The following is a 20,132-nucleotide window of genomic DNA, read 5'->3' on the forward strand; positions in this document are numbered from 1 at the left end:
TATCTGACATGAGGGCTCCCTCGACTCGCGCCGCGCGTCACGGCTGCCTGGCGTTGCGGCCCGCGCCAAGGCGGGTACCGCACCCATTCAAGCACTCTTCCAGTGGCGTTGTGGAGATCGATTAGCGTTTGTTCCGTGCATTCCGTATCCACAGGTGCCGTTCCGGTCGTCGTCGTGCCCGGGGCGCCGCTTCTCGTGCCCGAGCTCGTGGGTGCGCCGGGGGACCCCGATGCCGACGACCTGCGCGCGGCGGCCGTCGCTGCGGCCCGTCGGCTCGGGGCCCGCGCCGCGCGGTGGCGGGTCGTCACGACCGGCGAGGGAGGACCCGTCCCGTCGGTGCCCGACGGTGTGGGGACCCTCCGCGGGTTCGGCGCCGACGTCGACGTGACGCTCGCTCCCGGAGAGCGGGGACCCGCGGACCCGACCTGGCCCGCGTGGGCGCTGGTCGCCGGGTGGCTGCGCGGCGTGGCCGCACCGCACGCGACGGTCACCGCGGGGCCGCCCGAGCCCGGCGACGGACTGCTGTTCGTCCTCGACGGGCCGAACACGCTCACGGCGAAGGCGCCGGGCGGGCACCGGCCGGAGGACACCGGCGTGTTCGCGCGGCAGGTCGATGCGGTCTGTTCCGGCGGCCCCGTCGCCGGTCTCACCCCGGCGTGGGCGGCTGCCGCGACCGCGTGCCGGGACCGTGACGTCGAGGTTCTCTACCGAGGGGCGCCGTTCGGCGTCGGGTACCTGGTGGCTACGGCATGACCGCTCCACGACCGGTGTTCGTGGTCGGGCCTACCGCGACTGGCAAGTCCGACTTGGCGCTCGATCTCGCGGAGCGGCTCGACGGCGAGATCGTCAACGTCGATGCGATGCAGATGTATCGCGGAATGGACATCGGCACGGCCAAGCTGCCGGTGGCCGAGCGTCGCGGCGTTCCACACCATCAGATCGACGTGCTCGACGTGACGGAGACCGCCACGGTCGCCGACTATCAGCGACGCGCCCGTGCGGATATCGAGCGACTGCGCACCGCGGGAAGTACAGCGATCGTCGTCGGTGGGTCGATGATGTACTACCAGTCCCTGCTCGACGACTGGCGTTTCCCGGCGACGGATCCCGAAGTGAGGTCCCGGTTCGAGGCCCGGCTCGCCGAGGTGGGGCCCGGGGCCCTCCACGCCGAGCTCGCGGCGGTCGACCCCGCTGCCGCCGAGGGCATCCGGCCTACGGACGGCCGCAGGATCGTGCGCGCGCTGGAAGTCGTCACGATCACGGGTGAGCCGTTCGCTGCGTCCGCTCCCGTCATCGGCCGGCCTCGTTGGGGCTCGACAGTGATCGCGCTCGACCGTGACACCGCCGAACTCGACGAGCGCATCGCCCGGCGCACGGACCTCATGTTCACGAGCGGGCTGGTCGACGAGGTCGAGGCGCTCACCGAGCGCGGCCTGCGCCACGGCGTGACCGCGTCGCGCGCCATCGGGTACGCACAGGTTCTCGACTATCTCGACGGCGCGTGCACGCTGGACGAGGCGCGCGAGACGACGTTCGTCGGCACTCGACGCTATGTCCGTCGGCAGCGTTCCTGGTTCCGACGGGACCATCGCGTGGTCTGGCTCGACGCAGCCCGCCCGGACCTCCTCGCGGCGGCGTTGGAAGCGTATGGCGCGATAGCATCGTGACCGTGGACAGCGCCGCAGCCTTCGACTTCGTCAAGGGACACGGGACCGAGAACGACTTCGTGATCCTCGCCGATTCCGGTGTAGACATCGACCTCACCCCCGCCCTGGTCTCGGCAATGTGCGACCGTCGCGCGGGGCTCGGCGCCGACGGTGTCCTGCGCGTCGCCCGAGCCGGGGACCTCGTCGACGCGGGGGTGCTCGACGGGCTACCCGGCGGCGTCGATCGCGGTGACTGGTTCATGGACTACCGCAACGCCGACGGGTCGGTCGCCGAGATGTGCGGCAACGGTGTCCGCGTCTTCGCACACTTCGTGGTCGCGACCGGGCTCGTTCCCTACCGTCGGTTCACCGTCGGGTCTCGTGCCGGCGGACGGCCCGTCGTCGTGCACAGCGCGGGTCCCGAGGTGGCCGACGTCGAGGTCGACATGGGGCCGGTCCGGCTCTTCGGCGAGTCGACGACCACGATCGGGCGCCGGACCGTGGGCGGTGTGGAGCTCGCACCGGGTCGAGAATTCACCGGTGTCGCCGTGGACGTCGGGAATCCGCACCTCGCGTGCGTCGTCGACGGGCTCGACGCCGCAGCGCTCGCTGAACTGGACGTCGCGGCACCGCCGGTGTTCGATCACGAGTTCTTCCCGCACGGTACGAACGTGGAGATCCTGACGCCCCTCGCCGCCGGTGCGGTGCACATGCGGGTCCACGAGCGCGGCTCGGGCGAGACTCGTTCGTGCGGGACCGGCACCGTCGCCGCCGCGGCGGCCGCGCTGTCCGCGGCCGGGATGTCCGAGGGTGTGGTCGAGGTATGCGTGCCGGGCGGCGAGGTCACCGTGACGGTCCGGTCCGACGGCAGCAGTTCGCTGCGTGGCCCCAGCCGGCTCGTCGCGTCCGGCACCGTGCGGGCCGGTGCACTCACAGCGAAGTAGCCTGCACCGTCGAATATCGAGGTGACCAGGCACCCCCGCGCGTGACACACTGGGTGTCACGATGACAGACGCAAGAACCTGGGAACCGGCGGACGACGAGTGGATTCCGGAACCGACCGTCGGTGAGTTGCAGCTCGAGGAACGCACCTCGCTGCGACGCGTCACCGGCCTCTCCACCGAACTCGACGACGTCACCGAGGTCGAGTACCGCAGGCTGCGCCTAGAGCAGGTGGTCCTGGTCGGCGTCTGGACGGAGGGCAGCGCCGCGCAGGCGGATTCCTCGCTGAGCGAGCTCGCCGCGCTTGCCGAGACAGCCGGATCGGTGGTGCTCGACGGCGTCGTCCAGCGTCGCGATCGGCCGGATCCGTCGACATATATCGGCTCTGGGAAAGCGCACGAGCTGCGCGAGATCGTCCTCGCGACCGGTGCCGACACGGTGATCTGCGACGGTGAGCTCACGCCCGCGCAGCTGAACGCGCTGGAGAAGGTCGTTCGGGTCAAGGTGATCGACCGCACGGCCCTGATCCTCGACATCTTCGCGCAGCACGCCACTTCTCGGGAGGGCAAGGCGCAGGTGAGCCTGGCGCAGATGGAGTACATGCTGCCGAGACTGCGCGGCTGGGGTGAGGCGCTCTCCCGTCAGGCCGGTGGCCGTGCCGGCAGTAACGGAGGCGTCGGCCTGCGCGGTCCGGGCGAGACGAAGATCGAGACCGATAGGCGACGCATCCGCGAGCGGATGGCCAAGCTGCGCAGAGAGATCCGCGGCATGAAGCAGGCCCGTGAGACCAAGCGTGGGCAGCGGCGGCGCACGGCGGTGCCGTCGGTCGCGATCGCCGGATACACCAATGCGGGGAAGTCGAGCCTACTCAACGCCCTGACCGACGCCGGGGTGCTCGTTCAGAACGCCCTGTTCGCGACCCTCGACCCGACGACTCGTGCCGGGCGGTTGGACGATGGTCGCGACGTGGTGTTCACAGACACCGTCGGATTCGTGCGGCACCTGCCGACGCAGCTCGTCGAGGCGTTCCGGTCGACGCTGGAGGAGGTCGTCGACGCGAACCTGCTGCTGCACGTGGTCGACGGCTCCGACCCGATACCCGAACAACAGATCGCGGCGGTGCGCCAGGTCCTGCGCGAGGTGGCGGGTGAGCAGAATCATGCGCTTCCGCGGGAGCTGCTGGTGGTCAACAAGATCGACGCAGCGGACCCGCTCGTCCTCACCCAGCTCCGCCACTCGCTTCCCGACGCGGTGTTCGTGTCCGCGCACAGTGGTGAGGGACTCGACGAACTACGTGCCCGGATGACCGAGCTGATGACCGCCGATGACGTGGACGTCGTGTTGCGCCTACCGTATGCGCGCGGCGACCTCCTGGCGCGTCTGCACGCGGAGGGAACCGTCGTCGCGACCGAGCACGAGGCCGACGGCACCCGTGTCACCGCGCGCGTCCCGCGTCCGCTCGCCGGGATACTCGCGCAGTACGTCGCCTAGTCCGACCCTCGTCAGGGGCTCGGCTTCGAGGTGAGGCTTCCGGCACCGCGGCGCACGGCCTTGCGTACGCGCTCCGGCACGCGGTCGGTGAACGATACGGCCAAGGCGAGTGGCTCGGGAACGGGCAGACCCTCGACGGGGCGCAGGCCGTCGACACCCGCGTCGATCTCCGGCAGCAGCGTCACGCCGAGACCGGACCGTGCGGCGGAGTACAGCCCGGCGAGGTCGGCCGCCTCGGCGGCGACGGTCGCTCCACGGTCCAGGCGGTCGGCGGCGCGGCGCGCGGGGGCACGCAGGACGCACGGCTCATCGAACAGGACTATGGGGAGGGGACCGTCTGTGATGACGTGGTCCTTGGCGCCGTACCAGCTCAGGGGGAGTGGCCCGACGGCGTCCTCGTGCCCCGCGGGCGCGAGGAAGACCGCGATGTCCGCGATCCCGGATCCGATGGCCCGGGCCACGTGCGCGCTGCGGTCCAGCCGGAACCGCGCGGTGTAGCCGCCCGGCAGCTCCGCCAGACGCTGTGACAGCGCAGGGATCATCTGGTCGGCGCCGTGCTCGGTGGTGGCGATGACGAGTTCCTTGGGCGCGGGCGCGGTGAGGGCGGCTACGGCGGCATCGTGCGCATCGAGGATCAGCTGTGCCTCGGCGAGGAGCCGCTGTCCATGCGGCGTGAAGCGGATTCCGCGTCCCGCCTTCTCGACGATCTGCGAACCGGTCTCCTGTTCGAGGCGGCGCAGGTGCGCGCTGACCGTCGACTGGGTGAGATGCAGAGCCGTCGCGGCACGGTGAACGCCCCCGCAGCGCGCGACGGCTACTGCGCTGCGCAGAGGGACGATGTCGAGTACGGTTCCCACGCATCTCAGTATGCGCTCGCGAGGTCCCGATCGCCCTACACGATCGATTGCAATTCACGATCGATCGTGATCGGGAATCATCGTTGGACTGCAGAGTATTTCGCGATCACGATCGACGGCATGAGAAATCGATCCGGTCTGACGGTCGCGGTGATCGTCCTGTGGGCGCTCGGCTACCCGCTCGGCGCGCTGGGGGTCTCGGCCATGAGCCCGATGCTGCTGCTGTTCCTGCGGTTCGGCCTCTCCGCGGTGGTGATGTGCGGTTTCGTGGCGGCGTCGGGCCGGAGGTTGCCGCGGGGCCGGGCTCTGGCGCATGCCGCGGTCGCCGGTCTACTCACTCAGGCATGCCAGTTCGTGGGACTGTACCTGGGGTTGTACGCGGGTGTTCCTGCGTCGGTCGCAGCCCTGGTCATCGCAGTGAACCCGGCAGCGACGACGATCGCTGCCCGCATCGCCCTGGGCGAGGAGTTGACGCGCAGGCGCGTAGTCGCGGCGACGGTCGGTCTGGCCGCGGTGGTGGCGGCGTGCTGGTCGGCGGTACCCCACCTCGCCCACGTGGGCGCGGGTATAGGGTTCACGCTCCTGGGCCTCGTGGGGCTTGTGGCGGGCGGTCTCTACCAGCAACGGTTCTGCAAGGCAACCGATCCCGTGACGGGCAACGCGATCGGACTCGTCGTGGCCACCCCCGTGACATGCGCCCTCACCGTGCTGCTGGGCGCGCATGTCTACAACGTGCCCCGCGCGCTCGTGGTGGTGACGGCCATGGTGCTGCTCAGCTCGTTGGTGGCGACGACGCTGTACGTACGCCTGGTGGCAACGTCGGGCGCAGCCGGTGCCGCCGCCGTGTTCGCCGTGATCCCCGCCGTCACGGCACTGTTCGCGTTCTTCCTGCTGGGAGACCGCCCGACCGCGGGTACCTGGGTCGGGCTCGCGCTCGGTGCGATCTCCTGCCTCGTGGCAGCTGGCGGGCATCGCGGTGAGCGGCGCGCGGGAACGATGCGCTCTGCACGCTCTGCGAGCGTCAGATCCGACGCATGACGGTGACCACTTTGCCCAGAATCACCGCATCGTTACCGTGGATCGGGTCGAACGCAGGGTTGTGTGGCATGAGCCAGACGTCCCTGCCGGTGCGGCGGAAGGTCTTGACGGTGGCCTCTCCGTCCAACATGGCGGCGACGATGTCGCCGTTGTCCGCCACCGACTGCTGGCGCACGACCACCCAGTCGCCATCGCAGATCGCGGCGTCCGTCATCGACTCACCGACCACCTTGAGCAGGAACAGCGACCCCTCCCCGACGAGTTCACGAGGCAGCGGGAAGATCTCCTCGACGGCCTCCTCTGCGAGAATGGGACCGCCTGCGGCGATGCGTCCTAGAACGGGTACGAACGCCGGCTCAGGCATCCGCTCCTCGTCCTCCATGACATGTTGGATGACCTTGGCGGTGCGCTCTTCGGCACCCTGCACGTTGACGGCACGCGGACGGTTGGGGTCGCGTTGGAGGAAGCCCAGGCGTTCCAGTGTGCGCAGTTGGTGCGCGACCGACGACGTGGACGTGAGCCCCACGGCGTCGCCGATCTCGCGGATGCTCGGGGGATAGCCGCGCTCGCGGACGGACTTCCGGATCACCGTGAGTACCTGTTTCTGCCGACGTGTCAGGTGGTCCTCGGAGACCTGTTCCTCACCGTGTTTGGGCGTCCGGTAGCGCTGCTTCGGTGTCTCGATCTCGCTCATCTGGTCCCGTTCCTCCTCACACCCTTGTGCTGTTCGTCTCACCATAGCCGAACACTAGGGCAACGACAAACATCTGTTCGAGGAATTCGGCGGCGTGTCTTCCGCCTAGTCTCGACCTGTGGTAGACATCGAACAGAAGTTCTCTCGAACACAGGAACGAATCGTGTGAGCGATCCGTGGCCGGTCTCCGAAACTTGTCGGTGGGTCGCGGTACAACGTTTCCGTAGCCGAGAGATGGCTGACCGGCAGGAGGCAGAGGAATGACCACCACGATCGATCGAAACGGTATCGATGCAGACCAGAAGCGCGGCGACGCGCGCGTGCGGCAGGATCCGCGGCGCGTTCCGGCACGCGCCCGCGCACTCTCTCCGCGTCTTCTGGAGGAGCGCGAGCGGCAGTCCCGAGTGGCAGCTGCGGGCGGGCACGGCCAGTCGCCCACGGGTGCGATAAGCGGCGGCCGTGCCGATGTTCGAACGGAGCCCGGCGGTCGATCCGGCGCTCAGATCGCCGGCTGGCGCGCGGAGCGATCGGGCCGTGTCGAACGCCTGGCGCGTGCCGCCGAGGCGCGCGGTCGCGCCGCACGACGAGCCTCACGCGAGGGTGCGTGTGTGCGCCGGCGCGTGCCGTCGGCTCGGCTGTGCGCCGCAGTGGGCGGCGCAGCGGTGCTGGTGTTCCTGGGGCTGGGGACGCTCGCGGGCTTCGGCGGCGCCGGGGCCGAGTCGGCCCCGGCGGCCGCGGCGCAGCAGGTGCACTCGGGCACCGGTCTCGTGACCGTGCGTGCCGGTCAGTCGCTCGCCGATGTGGCGGCGGAGGTCGCGCCCGGTCGCCCGACTGCGCAGGTGGTGGCAGAGCTCGCGGAGATCAACGGGGTGGCAGACGGCTCGGCGCTCGCGGGTCGCACCCTCGTCACCCCGCGGTACTGACGGCAGGCGGCCCAGACGATGGAGCGCGCGACAGTGGTCCCGCTGCCTGTCCGGGTATCCTCTAGTCCGGCAACCGGATCGCCCGGCGTCACCGTGGTGGTGCCCTACCGGCGTAGACCCGGTGCGGATCGTGAGGGTAGTGAACGCATGCATTGTCCGTTTTGTAAGAACGAGGACACCCGTGTGGTGGACTCGCGCGTATTCGACGACGGTCAGGCCATTCGTCGGCGGCGTGCATGCGCGGAATGCGGGCGTCGCTTCACCACAGTCGAGAGCGCCGTCCTCGCGGTGGTGAAGCGGAACGGCGTCACAGAGCCGTTCAGTCGCGACAAGGTGATGCAAGGCGTCCGGCGAGCATGTCAGGGGAGAGCGGTCGCCGAGGGGGCGTTGCACAAGCTCGCCCAGCAGGTCGAGGATGCGGTTCGCTCCAGCGGTGCGGCCGAGATCCCTTCGCACGAAGTCGGTTTAGCTATCCTGGGGCCGCTGCGCGACCTGGATGAGGTGGCCTACCTTCGGTTCGCCTCGGTCTATCAGGACTTCAGCTCCATCGAGGACTTCGAGAAGGCGATCCGAGACTTGCAGCGTGACCGGGAGGCGCGCGCCTGAGTCGAGTAGCTCTGCGGCGTATGCCGGCGGGCGGCTACTTCAGCTGCGCGATCACGCCCAGGATCTTCTTCTCCGATACCGACTCGGCGGTTCCCAAGGACTGCGCGAACAGGCTCACGCGTAATTCCTCGATGAGCCAATGCACCTGCTCGTGGACGGCATCACGTCGATTCTCGGGCAATGCGTCGAGTCGGCCGGTGAGTGCCGCGTAGACGCGGTCGAGTACGGCCATGCCTCGATCGTCCCGGTCCAGGGAGCCAGGCAACGATTCGATGCGTATGCGTGCTGCGTTGAGATACCGCGGTAGATGTCGGAGGTGGGAGCCGGAAGTCGCCGCGATGAAACCGGCGAAGAGTAGCGAGTCGAGCTGTTCTGCCACATCGTCGGCGGCGTCCCGCGCGGGGGAGTTGTCGGGCAGCACTGCGATCGCTCCGCGGACGTCGGTGGCGGTCGCGATGGCTTCGGCGACCCAGCTCAGGTATCGCTGGGTCGTCGTGCCCAGTTCGGCCCGGACCGAGGCGGTGAGGTCGGCGAACTCGTCCGGATTCCAGGCGTATGGCCGGGCCGCGCGGAGGTCGGCGATTGCGCGCCGACGGCAGTCCGTGAGGAGGTCCTGGGGCGTTCGGTATGGGCTCTGCGACAAGGCTATCCGTTCGCGGGTGCCCAGCGATCCGAGTGCCGACTTGTGTGCGGCGGGCAGGGAGAGATCGAGTAGCCGGTCGAGCCCCGCGGCCATGTCGCGCCGCTGCGCGGTCTCCGATGCCACGACGTGCACGCCGACGCCGTTGCCGGCGACGTGCAATGTGCCGTACCCGGTGACATCCCTTCCGTCCACCCGTGTCTGGACCGTGTGCGGAACGTTCCCGAGCGTGTCCACGGTCCACGAGGTGGCGAGTGGGCGCTCGAACTCCGTCGTGCGACGCGACAGATCCTTCTGCACGGCACGGCCCAGCTTCTGCTTCAGTGCGTCGAGGTCTTTGCCTGCCGCGAGGACGCGCCCCTCGTCGTCGACCACGCGGAATGTGACCCGCAGATGCTCGGGAAGCTCGGAGGGGCGGAAGTCGTCGGGCCGGATGACGGTGCCGGACAGCTGGGTCAGCTCGCGCGCCAGTCCGTCGGTGAGCGGCTCGCTGCGGGCGGACAGGCGTGCGAGTGCAGCGGCCGCGAAGTCGGGCGCCGGCACGACCTCGCGTCGCAGGCCTTTCGGCAGCGTCTTGATCAACCCGGTCGCCAATTCGTTGCGCATCGCGGGGACCAACCAGTCGAAGCCGTCGGCGCGCACGGTCGCGAGATCGCGCACCGGTATCTCCGCGGTGACGCCGTCGTCGGCTGCGCCTGGTTCGAAGCGATACTCGAGCGGCACCTCGATACGGCCCTGCAGCCATGTCGTGGGGTAGGCCTGTGCGGTCACGTCGGCGGCGCCTGCCGCGAGCACGTCTTCTTCGGTGAAGTCGAGGAGTGCGGGGTCCTCGCGCCCCGTCTTCTTCCACCACCTGTCGAAATGGCGTGAGGACACGATCCCGTCCGGCACCCGCCTGTCGTAGAAATCGAAGAGCGTGTCCTCGTCGACCACGATGTCGCGCCGCCGGGCCTTGTCCTCGAGGTATCCGGCGTCGTCGAGCAGGGCTCGGTTGCGCGCGTAGAAGGCGTGGCGCGTGCGCCATTCGCCCTGTACCAGCGCGTGTCGCAGGAACATCTCCCGCGATACGGCGGGGTCGATCGGACCATAGTCGACGGTCCGATCCGCCACGAGCGGCACACCGTACAGAGTCACGCGCTCCTTCGCGAGCACGGCCTCGCGCTTCGTCGACCAGTGGGGTTCGGAGTATTGCCGCTTGGCGAGGGGACCCGCGATCCGCTCGGCCCATTCGGGCTCGATGCGGCCCACGGTTCGAGCGAAGAGCCGGGACGTCTCGACCAGTTCGGCGGCCATGAGTAGGCGCGGTGGCTTCCTGTACAGCGAAGATCCGGGGAATACGAGGAACCTGGTGTTGCGTGCCCCTAGGAACTCGCGAGACTCGCCCTCGCGCAGGCCGATGTGCGAGAGCAGTCCGGCGAGCAGGGCCTGGTGGATGTCGCCGAGCTTCGCCCCGGCCTCGGGGGTCGCGAGGTTCGGCACGTCCCACCCGAGGTCGCGACAGATCTGGCGCAGTTGTCCGTGCAGGTCCTGCCACTCGCGGATGCGGACGTAGTGCAGGAACTCGCGCTGGCAGGTGCGCCGGAAGGCGCTCGAGCTCAACTCGTTCCGCCGCTCGCGCAGGTATCGCCACAGATTCAGGTACGCGAGGAAGTCCGACCCTGGATCGGCGAAGCGGGCGTGCTTCTCGTCGGCGGCTTGGCGATACTCGGCGGGCCGTTCGCGCACGTCCTGGATGGATAGACCGGCGACGATGACCAGGACTTCCGGCAGGCAGCCGGCTTCGCGCGCGGCGACCAGCATGCGAGCCAGGCGAGGGTCGACGGGGAGGTCCGCGAGCTGGCGTCCCACGGGTGTGAGTGACCTGTGTGCGGCGTCCGCGTCGGCGAGCGCGCCGAGTTCCTCCAGGAGGGCGACGCCGTCGCGCACCGCCCGCGCGTCCGGCGGTTGCACGAACGGGAACGCTGCGACGTCGCCGAGTCCGAGCGACGTCATCGACAGGATCACCGACGCCAGGTTGGTGCGGAGGATCTCGGGGTCGGTGTACGCCGGCCGAGCCTCGAAGTCGTCCTCCGAGTACAGACGGATCGCGATGCCGTCCGAGGTCCGGCCGCAGCGGCCGGACCGCTGCCGTGCGGAGGCCTGCGAGACCGGCTCGATGGGGAGGCGCTGGACCTTCGTGCGCATCGAGTAGCGCGAGATGCGCGCGGTGCCCGGGTCGACCACGTACTTGATGCCCGGGACGGTCAGTGACGTCTCGGCGACGTTGGTGGACAACACGATCCGCCGGCCGCTGTGCCGCGTGAACACCCGGTGCTGTTCGGCGGCGGACAGGCGGGCATAGAGCGGGAGTATCTCGGTACCGGGTCGTACCCGGGCGGCGAGTGCGTCTGCGGTGTCGCGGATCTCGCGCTCGCCGGACAGGAACACGAGCACGTCCCCGTCGGACTCGCGCCCGAGCTCGTCCACGGCGTCGCAGATGGCCGAGATCTGATCGCGAGGCTCGGCGGCGCGATCGCCGTCGTCGCCCGGGCCGGCGTACTCGTCGAGCGGTCGGTAGCGGACCTCGACCGGGTAGGTGCGGCCGCTGACCTCGATGACCGGTGCGGGAGTGCCGTCCGGGGCGGCGAAGTGCTCGGCGAACCGCTCGGGCTCGATCGTCGCGGAAGTGACGATGACCTTCAGGTCGGGCCGACGCGGCAGGATCTGCTTGAGGTAGCCGAGGATGAAGTCGATGTTCAGACTGCGCTCGTGTGCCTCGTCGATGATGATCGTGTCGTAGTCGCGCAGCAGGCGGTCGCGTGTCAGCTCCCGTAGCAGGATCCCGTCGGTCATGAGTTTGACCGAGGTGGTCGGTCCGACCTTGTCGGTGAACCGGACGGCGTATCCGACGGTGTCTCCCAGCTCGGTTCGGGTCTCCTCTGCGATGCGCTCGGCGACGCTGCGAGCGGCGAGTCGGCGGGGCTGGGTGTGGCCGATCATGCCCCGCACGCCGCGCCCGAGGTCCAGGCAGATCTTGGGCAGCTGCGTGGTCTTCCCCGAGCCGGTCTCGCCGGCCAGGATCACGACCTGGTTCGCAGCTATGGCCTCCGCGATCTCGTCCCGACGGGCACTGACCGGCAACTCTTCGGGATAGGTGACCACCGGTACCGCAGCGGCGCGGGCGGCGAGCCGGTCCCGTGCTACGTCGACCTCGCGGGACAGCGCGACCAGCTGGGCGGGCTTCGCACGCTTGATGCGCGCGGACAGGCGGGCGTGGTCGCGGAGCGTGACTGCGGGCTGCTCCCGGGTACCGAGCCGTCCCAGGAGCTCCCGTCGCGCCGGAGCACCTCCTGCAGTTCGGGTGCTGTCCCCGCGGGGCCGGTCGGCATTCACTTGCTCTAGTTTAAGGGGCATGACTTCCTCGGCGTTGTGGCACGGTTTCGCAGACATGGGTGCGGTCGAGCGCGGGGGCGCGTTCGTCGTAGCCAAGGGCGAGGGCTCGTACATCTTCGACACGGACGGCAACCGTTACCTGGACGCCACCGCGGGGCTCTGGTTCACCAACGTGGGCCACGGCCGCACCGAAGTGGCGGAAGCCGTCCGCGATCAGCTCGTCAAGGTCGCGCACGTCAGCGGTTTCGGCGACATGGCGACCGATGTCACGGTCGAACTCGCCGACCGCCTGTCGGCTATCGCGCCCGTGCCCGGCAGCAAGGTGTTCTTCACGTCGGGAGGCTCGGACTCGATCGACAGCGCGATCAAGCTCGCGCGGCGGTACTGGGTGGAGCTCGGCAAACCCGAGAAGAAGCTCGTTGTGGGCCGCACCAACGCCTACCACGGCATGCATGTCGGCGGTACCAGCCTGGGCGGTATTCCCGTGAATGCCGAGGGTTACGGCGGCGTGCTGTTCGGCGACACCGCCACGGTGGCGTGGGACGATGCGAAGGAGTTCCTCGGGCTGATCGAGCGTGTCGGAGCGGAGCGGATCGCCGCGTTCGTCGCGGAGCCCGTCATCGGCGCGGGCGGCATCATGCCACCTCCCGAGGGCTACCTCCGCGAGGTCCGCGACATCTGCCGCGAGCACGACATCCTGTTCATCGCCGACGAGGTCGTTACCGGCTTCGGGCGCATCGGCGGCTCATGGTTCGCCTCGACGCGCTTCGAGCTGGATCCGGACCTCATGACCACTGCCAAGGGCCTCACGAGCGGGTACGTACCGATGGGCGCCGTCTTCGCCGCGCCGCGCATCGCGGAACCGTTCTATGCGGGCGGGGTCTGGTTCCGGCACGGTTATACCTACGGTGGGCACGCCGCAGCAGCCGCTGCCGCGATGGCGGTCCTCGACATCAACGAGCGCGAGAATCTGCTCGATGAGGCTCTGCGCCTGCAGGGCACCCTCGCGCGTGAGCTGCGGCCACTGGCCGAGCACCCCAAGGTCAAGGAGGTGCGTGCGGGTGTCGGCGCGGTCGCAGGCGTGCAGCTGAACGACCCCGCGGAGGCTGCGGCGATGGTCAAGAAGCTTCGTGCACAAGGGGTTTCGGGACGCGCGGCAGGGCTCGGCACGCTGCAGTATTCGCCCGCGTTCGTCACCACCGACGAGCAGGTCGCGGAGATCGCCGCCGCCACGGCGCGCGCGCTCGACGCCTGAGCCGGCCCATCGCCGGGTCACATGCGACCGTGATCGTGCGACAGCGGTCTTATCGGCCGGAAACGGGTCAAACCTGTCAGTGGTCCGTGTCACACTACCGGCGTGAACGAACAGCAGACGGCGGCGTACGAGCGGGCGTACGACAGCGCCGAATTCCGTGACCTGCGGCGCCGGCTGAAGCGCTTCGTACTGCCGGTATCCGCGGGTTTCCTGGCCTGGTACCTGGTGTACGTCCTGCTCGCGACGTACGCCGTGGGGTTCATGTCGATCAAGGTGTGGGGCAACATCAACGTCGGGTTGCTCATCGGGCTCGGCCAGTTCGTCACCACGTTCGGCATCACCTGGTGGTACGTGCGATTCGCCAACCGCGTTGTAGACCCGCGTGCCAGGGCGATCCGTGAGGCGGTGGAGGCTGATCTCGCCCGCGGCGGCGGAGCAGACCCGGGAAGTGCGGCCGCCGAGGGGCGCCCGGCATGAGCGGCTATGCGCTGGGCACACTGGATGTGGGGCAGAAGGTCGGTTCTCCCGGCCTGAACATCGGTATATTCCTTGTCTTCATCGCGATCACCCTGGGGTTGGTGATCAAGGCGAGCCGGACCACTACCAAGGCCACGGATTTCTACACGGGCGGCTCGGCGTTCTCGGGCCCGCAGAACGGGTTCGCCATCGCGGGTGACTATCTCTCGGCGGCGAGCTTCCTCGGTATCTGCGGGGCCATCGCGGTCGCCGGGTACGACGGGTTCCTCTACTCGATCGGCTTCCTCGTCGCGTGGCTGGTCGCGCTCCTCCTGGTCGCCGAAAGGTTGCGCAATACGGGCAGATTCACGATGGCCGACGTGTTGAGTTTCCGCCTGCGTCAGCGCCCGGTGCGCATGGCGGCCGCGCTCGCGACGCTGGCGGTGTCGCTGTTCTATCTGATAGCGCAGATGGCGGGTGCGGGTGGACTGGTGGCGCTGCTGCTCAACGTGAACGGGGACTTCGGGCAGGCGGCCGTGGTCGCCGTCGTGGGTGTACTGATGATCGTCTATGTGTTGATCGGTGGGATGAAGGGGACCACGTACGTCCAGATGGTCAAGGCCGTGCTGCTGATCCTGGGCACGCTGGTCATGTGTGTGCTCGTCCTGACCGCGGTCCGCGGCAATTTCTCGGAGCTGCTGCAGAAGGCCATCGATGGCAGTAGATCGGGGGAGAAGATGATCGAACCCGGGCTCAAGTACGGGAAGACGGAGACCACGAAGCTGGACTTCCTGTCCCTCGGTCTCGCGCTGGTGCTCGGTACCGCCGGGCTGCCGCATGTGCTGATGCGGTTCTACACCGTGCCCACCGCGCGCGAGGCGCGAAGGTCGGTCACGTGGGCGATCGGCCTGATCGGTGCCTTCTACCTGTTCACCCTCGTCTTAGGTTACGGTGCTGCTGCTTTCGTGGGACCGGACGTGATCGGCGCAGCACCCGGCAAGGAGAACTCGGCAGCGCCGATGCTCGCGTTCGTGCTCGGTGGCGAGATCCTGATGGGAGTCGTGTCGGCAGTGGCATTCGCCACGATCCTCGCGGTCGTTGCCGGGCTGGCGATCACGGCGTCTGCGAGCTTTGCGCATGACATCTACAACGGCGTGATCAAGCATGGCCGGGCGAGTGCCGAGGCGCAGGTGCGGGTCTCGCGCATCACCGTCGTGGTGATCGGGATCGTCGCGATCGTGCTCGGCATCGGAGTGCTGGGGCAGAACATTGCGTTCCTCGTGGCGCTCGCGTTCGCTGTGGCGGCCTCGGCGAACCTCCCGACCATCCTGTTCTCGCTCTTCTGGCCGCGATTCAACACCGCGGGCGCCCTGAGCTCGATGTACGGCGGCCTCATCGCCACGATCGGTCTGATCGTCTTCTCGCCGGCCGTCTCCGGCTCGAAGACGTCGATGTTCCCGAGCGTCGATTTCGCCTGGTTCCCACTCAGCAATCCCGGCATCGTATCGATCCCGCTGGCGTTCGCGCTCGGAATCGTCGGGACCCTCCTGGGCAGGCCTGACGACCTGCGTGATCGTGCCGTCGAGATGGAGGTCCGCTCCCTCACCGGCGTCGGGGTGGAGAAGGCAATCGAGCACTGAAAGAGCCCCACGGCGGAGCCCCTGTCACAGCGCGCACCCGGCCGGTGTCCCATGTGCGACAGACCGATCCACGAGCGACCGCAGGAGGCGGATATGAGGATCACAGTGGTGGGAGCGGGATACGCGGGCACGATCGCGGCCAACCGGCTGGCGCGGCAGGCCCCGTCGGCACAGGTGACGGTAGTGAATCCGCGTGCGGACTTCGTTCATCGGGTGCGCCTGCACCAGAGGATTGCGGGCAACGACGATGCGACGGTGCCGCTACGGCGGATGCTCGCGCCGTCGGTCGCGTTGCGAATCGGCAGCGTGGACAAGATCGGCGACGGCTCCGTCTCGCTGGCGGATGGGGACGTCGTGGGGCACGACTATCTGCTGTATGCGGCCGGCGGTGCGGTGCGGGCACCGTCGGGCACCGTGGCGGTGGGCGAGCTCGAGTCGGCCGACGAGGCGCGCGCCGCGCTGGCGGCCTTACCTGATGGAGCCCGCGTCACCGTCGTCGGCGGAGGCCTGACAGGTGTCGAGACCGCGGCCGAGGTGGCCGAGGCGCGTCCCGGTCTGGCGGTGCGGCTCGTGAGCGATGAGATCGCGCCGTCAGTGGGGCCGGCCGCGCGGCAGCGGATCCTCGACGTTCTCGACGACCTCGGCGTGCAGGTGGAGGTCGGCCGGTACTCTCCGGACGGCGCGGACCTGGTCCTATGGGCGATAGCGTCGACGGTGTCCGGTCTGGCCGAGGCCAGCGGCCTCGCAGTGGACGAGGCGGGACGCGCGATCGTCGACCCGTACCTCCGGAGCGTGAGCGACCCGAGGGTGTTCGCCGTCGGCGATGCGGCCGCGGTGCCGAAGGCAAGGCTCGCGTGCGCGACGGCTATGCCGGCCGGCTCGCATGCGGCCGGGAATCTCGCGCGTATCGCAGCAGGACGCGAGCTCGAGCCTTTCGCGATCGGCTATGCAGGGCAGTGCGTCTCGCTCGGCAGGCAGGCGGCGGTGCTGCAGCTGTGCCATCCCGACGACACACCGCGGCGGCAATGGCTGTGGGGCCGCCCGGCCGTCGTGAGTAAGGAACTGGTCTGCCGAGGCGTTCTGGTCGCGGCGCGCAAGGGGTTGCCGGTGCCGACCTTGGGGAGGGCGTGAGATGGACTCCGACGACGTTTTCAGCGAGTACCGGCCGCTACTGTTCTCGATCGCCTACGAGATCCTGGGTAGTGTCGCCGATGCCGAGGACGTCGTGCAGGAGAGCTATCTGCGTTGGCGGGCGGTGGACCCTGACACGGTGCAGAACCCGCGCGCGTACCTCGCGAGGATCGTCACCCGGCAGGCTCTCAACTCACTCCGCAGCGCGTCTCGGCGGCGCGAGGACTACGTCGGGCCGTGGTTGCCCGAGCCGCTGGACACGTCGGCCGACGGCGCCGAGCACGTCCTGACCGGTGAGGCGGTGACCACCGCCATGCTGCTGGTGCTCGAGACGCTTTCGCCCACCGAGCGTGCGGTCTTCGTACTGCGCGAGGTGTTCGAGTTCGGCTATCCGGAGATCGCTCGGGCGGTGGAGAAGTCGGAGGCCGCGGTTCGGCAGATCGCGCATCGCGCCAGGGCGCATGTGCACGCTCGGCGACAGACTGCCGTCGCCCGGCCCGAGGAGGCGCGCACGGTCGCCGAGCGCTTCTTCGCCGCTATCGCGACGGGCGAGCTGCAGGAGCTCATGGATCTGCTCGCGCCCGATGTCGTGTACCTCGGCGACGGCGGTGGTGTCGTCTCTGCGGGAGCCCGGCCGGTGCACGGGTCCGCCAAGGTGGGTCGCTTGGTGCACGGCTTGTTCACCAAGGGTGCGAGACTAGGCGAGGTCGGTATGTCGTTCGGCGTCTACAACGGCATGCCGGCGTGGGTGGTCACGCTCGACGGCGAACTCGACAACGTCACGTGCATCGAGGTCCGCGATGGCCAGGTCACCGGTATCTACACCGTGCGCAACCCGGAGAAGCTGGCCGCGCTCCGGCATTGAGCCGGGCACGGTCTACTTGCGGCCGGCCTTCCAACGCAGGCCCCAGCCGTATGCGGCGTCGACCTCGGACTGCGTCCCCTGGATGTAGCGGACCTCGCGGTCGACGGTGAGTCGACCGCGGTCGTTGGTCAGCATCGCGATCGCGCATGACCGTGCCTTACGGTCCGGAGAGTCGAGGCGTACCTCGATCTCCGGACCGGCAGGCGGATACAGGGTGACCACGCCGTCTGCAGCGGCCCAGTTCGGTGCGCCTTGGTAGATGTACGCGAAGATCAGGATTCGCGCGATCTCGTCCAAGTGGTCCAGATTGATGTGCAGGTTCTCGCCGCCCGACACGCTGCCCGAGCGGTCGTCGCCGTCGAGGGCGACGTACGGCGGCCGGCGGACATCGCCGAAGGAATTGCCCAGTGCCTGAACGATCCCCTTGTCGCCGCCCCGGAGCTGGTACAGGCACGCCAGGTCGAGGTCGACCGCGGAGCCTCCGCCGAACATCCCGCGTCTGCCCTGGGTCCAGTTCAGGTTCACACGCATGAGACCGCCGCCGGAGGCTCGCTTGTCGAGCGACACCGTCGGACGGTCCTTCGTGAGGGTGATCTTGCTGAGCGATACGGGTGGGGAGGTGTGTACCGGTGGTGGTGGGGGCGTTGCCGCGGGCACAGACGTTGCCGCGGGCACAGACGGGGCCGGTCGGACAGGTGCGGGCGGCGCGGGCGCTGCGGGTGGTGCCGGCGCCGCGGCGCCGTCCACGGTGACTCCGTGCTCCGTCACGAGTGCGGTGAGCCCCGTGTCCCAGCCGGCGGAGACGTTCCGTACCTTCCATGCGCCGCCTCGGAGATAGATCTCGGCAAGCACGGCTGCACGTTCGGTAGTGAGACCGATCGCAGGGCAATCGATTCCGTCCACTGTGACCGCCAGCCCAGGAATCTGTGCCAGCGTGCCGGGCACACCGTCGTCGAGGGAGGCGGCCAGGCGCAGCGTCTCTATCCCTGGTGGCACGCGCGTGAGGTCGACGGCCACGTCGCCGGGGCCGACGAGTCGCACCGCGCCCTCCGCTGACGCGGGCTGATTGAAGAACACGAGGTCGGCGTCGGTGCGGACGCGGCCGTCGGCGGTCACTTGGAAGACCAATAGGTCTACATGACCGGGCGTCACCCCGTCGACCCGGACACCGAACGTGGTCGACGGCAGCAGTGTGTTCTGTCCGCGCGTGAGTGAGGTCATGTCTAGATGGTGCACGACTCGGCGCAGCCTCGCTGCGACTTGTCCGGACACGACTGCGCCCGCCCCGGATATGGGACGGGCGCAGTCGGATTCGGATCTCGCGGACGCGGATTACGCGTCGACGGAGTCCAGCGTCTCGGCGGCGGTGAGAGCCTGGGCGACACCCTGCAGCGTGGCGGCGACCTTGACGGCTTCCCACACCTGCTCCTTGGTCAGCCCCGCCTTGCGGACGACGTCGTCGTGGGCACCGACGCAGTGCTCGCAGCCGTTGATGGTGGAGACCGCGAGGCTCCACAGCTCGAAGTCGGCCTTGTCGACGCCGGGGTTGCCGATGACATTCATCCGCAGCCCGACGCGGACCTGCGCGTAGTCCGAGCCCAAGAAACCCTTGGCGCGGTACGCGACGTTGTTCATGCCCATGATCGACGCGGCGGCCAGCGCGGCCTGGTAGGCCTCGGCGGAGAGCGTGTCGCCAGCCTCCTCCGCGACCTCGCGCAGCACGGTGGCGTTGCGGGTCGCGGCGGCGGCAGCGAGGAACGTGCCCCACAGCTGCTGCTCGTTGAGCTCGGTCGAGCGTGCCAGCGAGCTCAGGTTGAGCTTGAGATCCTTCGCGAACTCCGGGACGGAGTTCTTCAGGTTGTCGATCGACATGGTTTAGACGCTCTCCTTCAGCAGCTCACCGGCGTCGATGGTCGGATCGCCCTTGCGCCAGTTGCAGGCGCACAGCTCGTCCGACTGCAGTGCGTCGAGGACACGCAGGACCTCGTCGACATTGCGGCCCACGGAGCCGGCGGTGACGGACACGAACTGGATCTCGCCCGTCGGGTCGATGATGAAGGTGGCGCGGTCCGCGACACCGTCGGCGTTGAGAACGCCAGTGGCCGTGGAAAGCTCACGCTTGAGGTCCGACAGCATCGGGAAGGGGAGGGTCTTGAGGTCCTCGTGCTGTGCGCGCCACTGGAAGTGCACGAACTCGTTGTCGACCGAGGCACCGAGCACCTGCGCGTCGCGGTCCGCGAACTCCTCGTTGAGCTTGCCGAAGGCGGCGATCTCGGTGGGACACACGAAGGTGAAGTCCTTCGGCCAGAAGAAGACGATCTTCCACTTGTCGGCGAAGTCGTTCGAGGAGACGGTCGTGAAGTAGTCGTCGGGCTGCTGCGCGTCGACCTTGGAGAGGTCGCCACCGATCACCGCGGTGAGCTCGAACTCGGGGAACTGATCGCCGATAGTCAAGAGAGGCAAGATGACTCCTTCTTACTGGGGGGCGCCGCCCGGTCCGCTGTGGCGGTGCGGCGGCGGTGGTTGCGTCGTGAACGATCCTGCCTGGAACGAGTCCAGAAAGCAAAGGATCGTGA

Annotated in this window: 18 protein-coding genes; 12 read left to right on the forward strand and 6 right to left on the reverse strand. The window is 68.8% G+C overall.

Features of this window, described 5'->3' with window-relative positions; translation table 11 throughout:
* The first annotated feature begins 135 nt into the window (after window positions 1-135).
* From P0W64_RS00005 to hflX, 4 genes are all read left to right on the forward strand, one after another.
* A complete protein-coding gene (locus P0W64_RS00005; protein WP_275477997.1) occupies window positions 136-753 on the forward strand; it encodes a hypothetical protein in 618 nt (205 codons plus the stop codon).
* Complete coding sequence (gene miaA / locus P0W64_RS00010) at window positions 750-1,667, forward strand: tRNA (adenosine(37)-N6)-dimethylallyltransferase MiaA (protein WP_275477998.1); 918 nt, start codon at window positions 750-752, stop codon at window positions 1,665-1,667. The genes P0W64_RS00005 and miaA overlap by 4 nt, the downstream gene beginning before the upstream one ends.
* 2 nt (window positions 1,668-1,669) lie before the next feature.
* The gene (gene dapF / locus P0W64_RS00015) at window positions 1,670-2,590 is read left to right on the forward strand and encodes a diaminopimelate epimerase (protein ID WP_275477999.1); all 921 of its coding nucleotides are present in this window, start codon (window positions 1,670-1,672) and stop codon (window positions 2,588-2,590) included.
* 61 nt (window positions 2,591-2,651) lie between these two features.
* The gene (hflX, locus tag P0W64_RS00020; protein ID WP_275478000.1) at window positions 2,652-4,079 is read left to right on the forward strand and encodes a GTPase HflX; all 1,428 of its coding nucleotides are present in this window, start codon (window positions 2,652-2,654) and stop codon (window positions 4,077-4,079) included.
* Window positions 4,080-4,090: 11 nt separating this feature from the next.
* Here the strand turns inward: hflX and P0W64_RS00025 are convergent, their stop codons facing one another.
* Complete coding sequence (locus P0W64_RS00025; RefSeq protein ID WP_275478001.1) at window positions 4,091-4,936, reverse strand: LysR family transcriptional regulator; 846 nt, start codon at window positions 4,934-4,936, stop codon at window positions 4,091-4,093.
* Between the two features lie 120 nt (window positions 4,937-5,056).
* On the opposite strand from P0W64_RS00025, the gene P0W64_RS00030 reads away from it, so the two are divergent.
* Entirely contained in the window at window positions 5,057-5,974 is a 918-nt protein-coding gene (locus P0W64_RS00030; protein ID WP_275478002.1) for a DMT family transporter, read from the forward strand.
* On the opposite strand, the gene lexA is transcribed toward P0W64_RS00030, so the two are convergent.
* Window positions 5,958-6,668 (reverse strand): transcriptional repressor LexA, encoded by a 711-nt coding sequence (gene lexA / locus P0W64_RS00035; RefSeq protein ID WP_275478003.1) that lies wholly within the window; start codon window positions 6,666-6,668, stop codon window positions 5,958-5,960. The two genes, P0W64_RS00030 and lexA, sit on opposite strands and share 17 nt — an antisense overlap.
* 260 nt (window positions 6,669-6,928) lie before the next feature.
* Between lexA and P0W64_RS00040 the strand changes: the two genes are divergently transcribed.
* Window positions 6,929-7,591, forward strand: a complete 663-nt coding sequence (locus P0W64_RS00040; RefSeq protein WP_275478004.1) for a hypothetical protein — start codon at window positions 6,929-6,931, stop codon at window positions 7,589-7,591.
* Between the two features lie 147 nt (window positions 7,592-7,738).
* Window positions 7,739-8,197 (forward strand): transcriptional regulator NrdR, encoded by a 459-nt coding sequence (gene nrdR, locus P0W64_RS00045; protein ID WP_275478258.1) that lies wholly within the window; start codon window positions 7,739-7,741, stop codon window positions 8,195-8,197.
* Window positions 8,198-8,231: 34 nt separating this feature from the next.
* Here the strand turns inward: nrdR and hrpA are convergent, their stop codons facing one another.
* Window positions 8,232-12,140, reverse strand: a complete 3,909-nt coding sequence (gene hrpA / locus P0W64_RS00050; RefSeq protein WP_275478259.1) for an ATP-dependent RNA helicase HrpA — start codon at window positions 12,138-12,140, stop codon at window positions 8,232-8,234.
* Between the two features lie 88 nt (window positions 12,141-12,228).
* Here hrpA and P0W64_RS00055 point away from each other — a divergent pair, with 88 nt between their 5' ends.
* The 5 genes from P0W64_RS00055 (at window position 12,229) to P0W64_RS00075 (ending at window position 17,556) form a co-directional block, all read left to right on the forward strand.
* Window positions 12,229-13,464, forward strand: a complete 1,236-nt coding sequence (locus P0W64_RS00055; RefSeq protein ID WP_275478005.1) for an aminotransferase class III-fold pyridoxal phosphate-dependent enzyme — start codon at window positions 12,229-12,231, stop codon at window positions 13,462-13,464.
* A 102-nt stretch (window positions 13,465-13,566) separates the two neighbouring features.
* On the forward strand, window positions 13,567-13,941 hold the full coding sequence (locus tag P0W64_RS00060; RefSeq protein ID WP_275478006.1) for a DUF485 domain-containing protein: 375 nt from the start codon (window positions 13,567-13,569) through the stop codon (window positions 13,939-13,941).
* On the forward strand, window positions 13,938-15,560 hold the full coding sequence (locus P0W64_RS00065) for a cation acetate symporter (protein ID WP_275478007.1): 1,623 nt from the start codon (window positions 13,938-13,940) through the stop codon (window positions 15,558-15,560). Before P0W64_RS00060 ends, P0W64_RS00065 begins: the two co-directional genes overlap by 4 nt.
* Window positions 15,561-15,653: 93 nt before the next feature.
* The gene (locus P0W64_RS00070) at window positions 15,654-16,691 is read left to right on the forward strand and encodes an FAD-dependent oxidoreductase (protein ID WP_275478008.1); all 1,038 of its coding nucleotides are present in this window, start codon (window positions 15,654-15,656) and stop codon (window positions 16,689-16,691) included.
* Window position 16,692: 1 nt separating this feature from the next.
* On the forward strand, window positions 16,693-17,556 hold the full coding sequence (locus tag P0W64_RS00075; protein WP_275478009.1) for an RNA polymerase sigma-70 factor: 864 nt from the start codon (window positions 16,693-16,695) through the stop codon (window positions 17,554-17,556).
* Window positions 17,557-17,568: 12 nt separating this feature from the next.
* On the opposite strand, the gene P0W64_RS22525 is transcribed toward P0W64_RS00075, so the two are convergent.
* From P0W64_RS22525 to P0W64_RS00095, 3 genes are all read right to left on the reverse strand, one after another.
* The gene (locus P0W64_RS22525) at window positions 17,569-18,777 is read right to left on the reverse strand and encodes a TerD family protein (protein WP_343232826.1); all 1,209 of its coding nucleotides are present in this window, start codon (window positions 18,775-18,777) and stop codon (window positions 17,569-17,571) included.
* 111 nt (window positions 18,778-18,888) lie between these two features.
* Window positions 18,889-19,428, reverse strand: coding sequence for a carboxymuconolactone decarboxylase family protein (locus tag P0W64_RS00090; RefSeq protein WP_275478010.1), 540 nt, complete (start codon window positions 19,426-19,428; stop codon window positions 18,889-18,891).
* A gap of 3 nt (window positions 19,429-19,431) precedes the next feature.
* Entirely contained in the window at window positions 19,432-20,019 is a 588-nt protein-coding gene (locus P0W64_RS00095) for a peroxiredoxin (protein WP_275478011.1), read from the reverse strand.
* Window positions 20,020-20,132 lie beyond the last annotated feature (113 nt).

It is taken from the genome of Tsukamurella sp. 8F (assembly GCF_029167375.1).
Lineage (GTDB): Bacteria > Actinomycetota > Actinomycetes > Mycobacteriales > Mycobacteriaceae > Tsukamurella.

What these genes read in the sequence shown, in the direction of transcription:
- miaA (WP_275477998.1), top strand. Translation starts at nt 750, where the DNA reads ATGACCGCTCCACGACCGGTGTTCGTGGTCGGGCCTACCGCGACTGGC.
- hflX (WP_275478000.1), top strand. Translation starts at nt 2,652, where the DNA reads ATGACAGACGCAAGAACCTGGGAACCGGCGGACGACGAGTGGATTCCG.
- P0W64_RS00030 (WP_275478002.1), top strand. Translation starts at nt 5,057, where the DNA reads ATGAGAAATCGATCCGGTCTGACGGTCGCGGTGATCGTCCTGTGGGCG.
- lexA (WP_275478003.1), bottom strand. Translation starts at nt 6,668, where the DNA reads ATGAGCGAGATCGAGACACCGAAGCAGCGCTACCGGACGCCCAAACAC.
- P0W64_RS00040 (WP_275478004.1), top strand. Translation starts at nt 6,929, where the DNA reads ATGACCACCACGATCGATCGAAACGGTATCGATGCAGACCAGAAGCGC.
- nrdR (WP_275478258.1), top strand. Translation starts at nt 7,739, where the DNA reads ATGCATTGTCCGTTTTGTAAGAACGAGGACACCCGTGTGGTGGACTCG.
- P0W64_RS00055 (WP_275478005.1), top strand. Translation starts at nt 12,229, where the DNA reads ATGACTTCCTCGGCGTTGTGGCACGGTTTCGCAGACATGGGTGCGGTC.
- P0W64_RS00065 (WP_275478007.1), top strand. Translation starts at nt 13,938, where the DNA reads ATGAGCGGCTATGCGCTGGGCACACTGGATGTGGGGCAGAAGGTCGGT.
- P0W64_RS00070 (WP_275478008.1), top strand. Translation starts at nt 15,654, where the DNA reads ATGAGGATCACAGTGGTGGGAGCGGGATACGCGGGCACGATCGCGGCC.
- P0W64_RS00075 (WP_275478009.1), top strand. Translation starts at nt 16,693, where the DNA reads ATGGACTCCGACGACGTTTTCAGCGAGTACCGGCCGCTACTGTTCTCG.
- P0W64_RS22525 (WP_343232826.1), bottom strand. Translation starts at nt 18,777, where the DNA reads ATGACCTCACTCACGCGCGGACAGAACACACTGCTGCCGTCGACCACG.
- P0W64_RS00090 (WP_275478010.1), bottom strand. Translation starts at nt 19,428, where the DNA reads ATGTCGATCGACAACCTGAAGAACTCCGTCCCGGAGTTCGCGAAGGAT.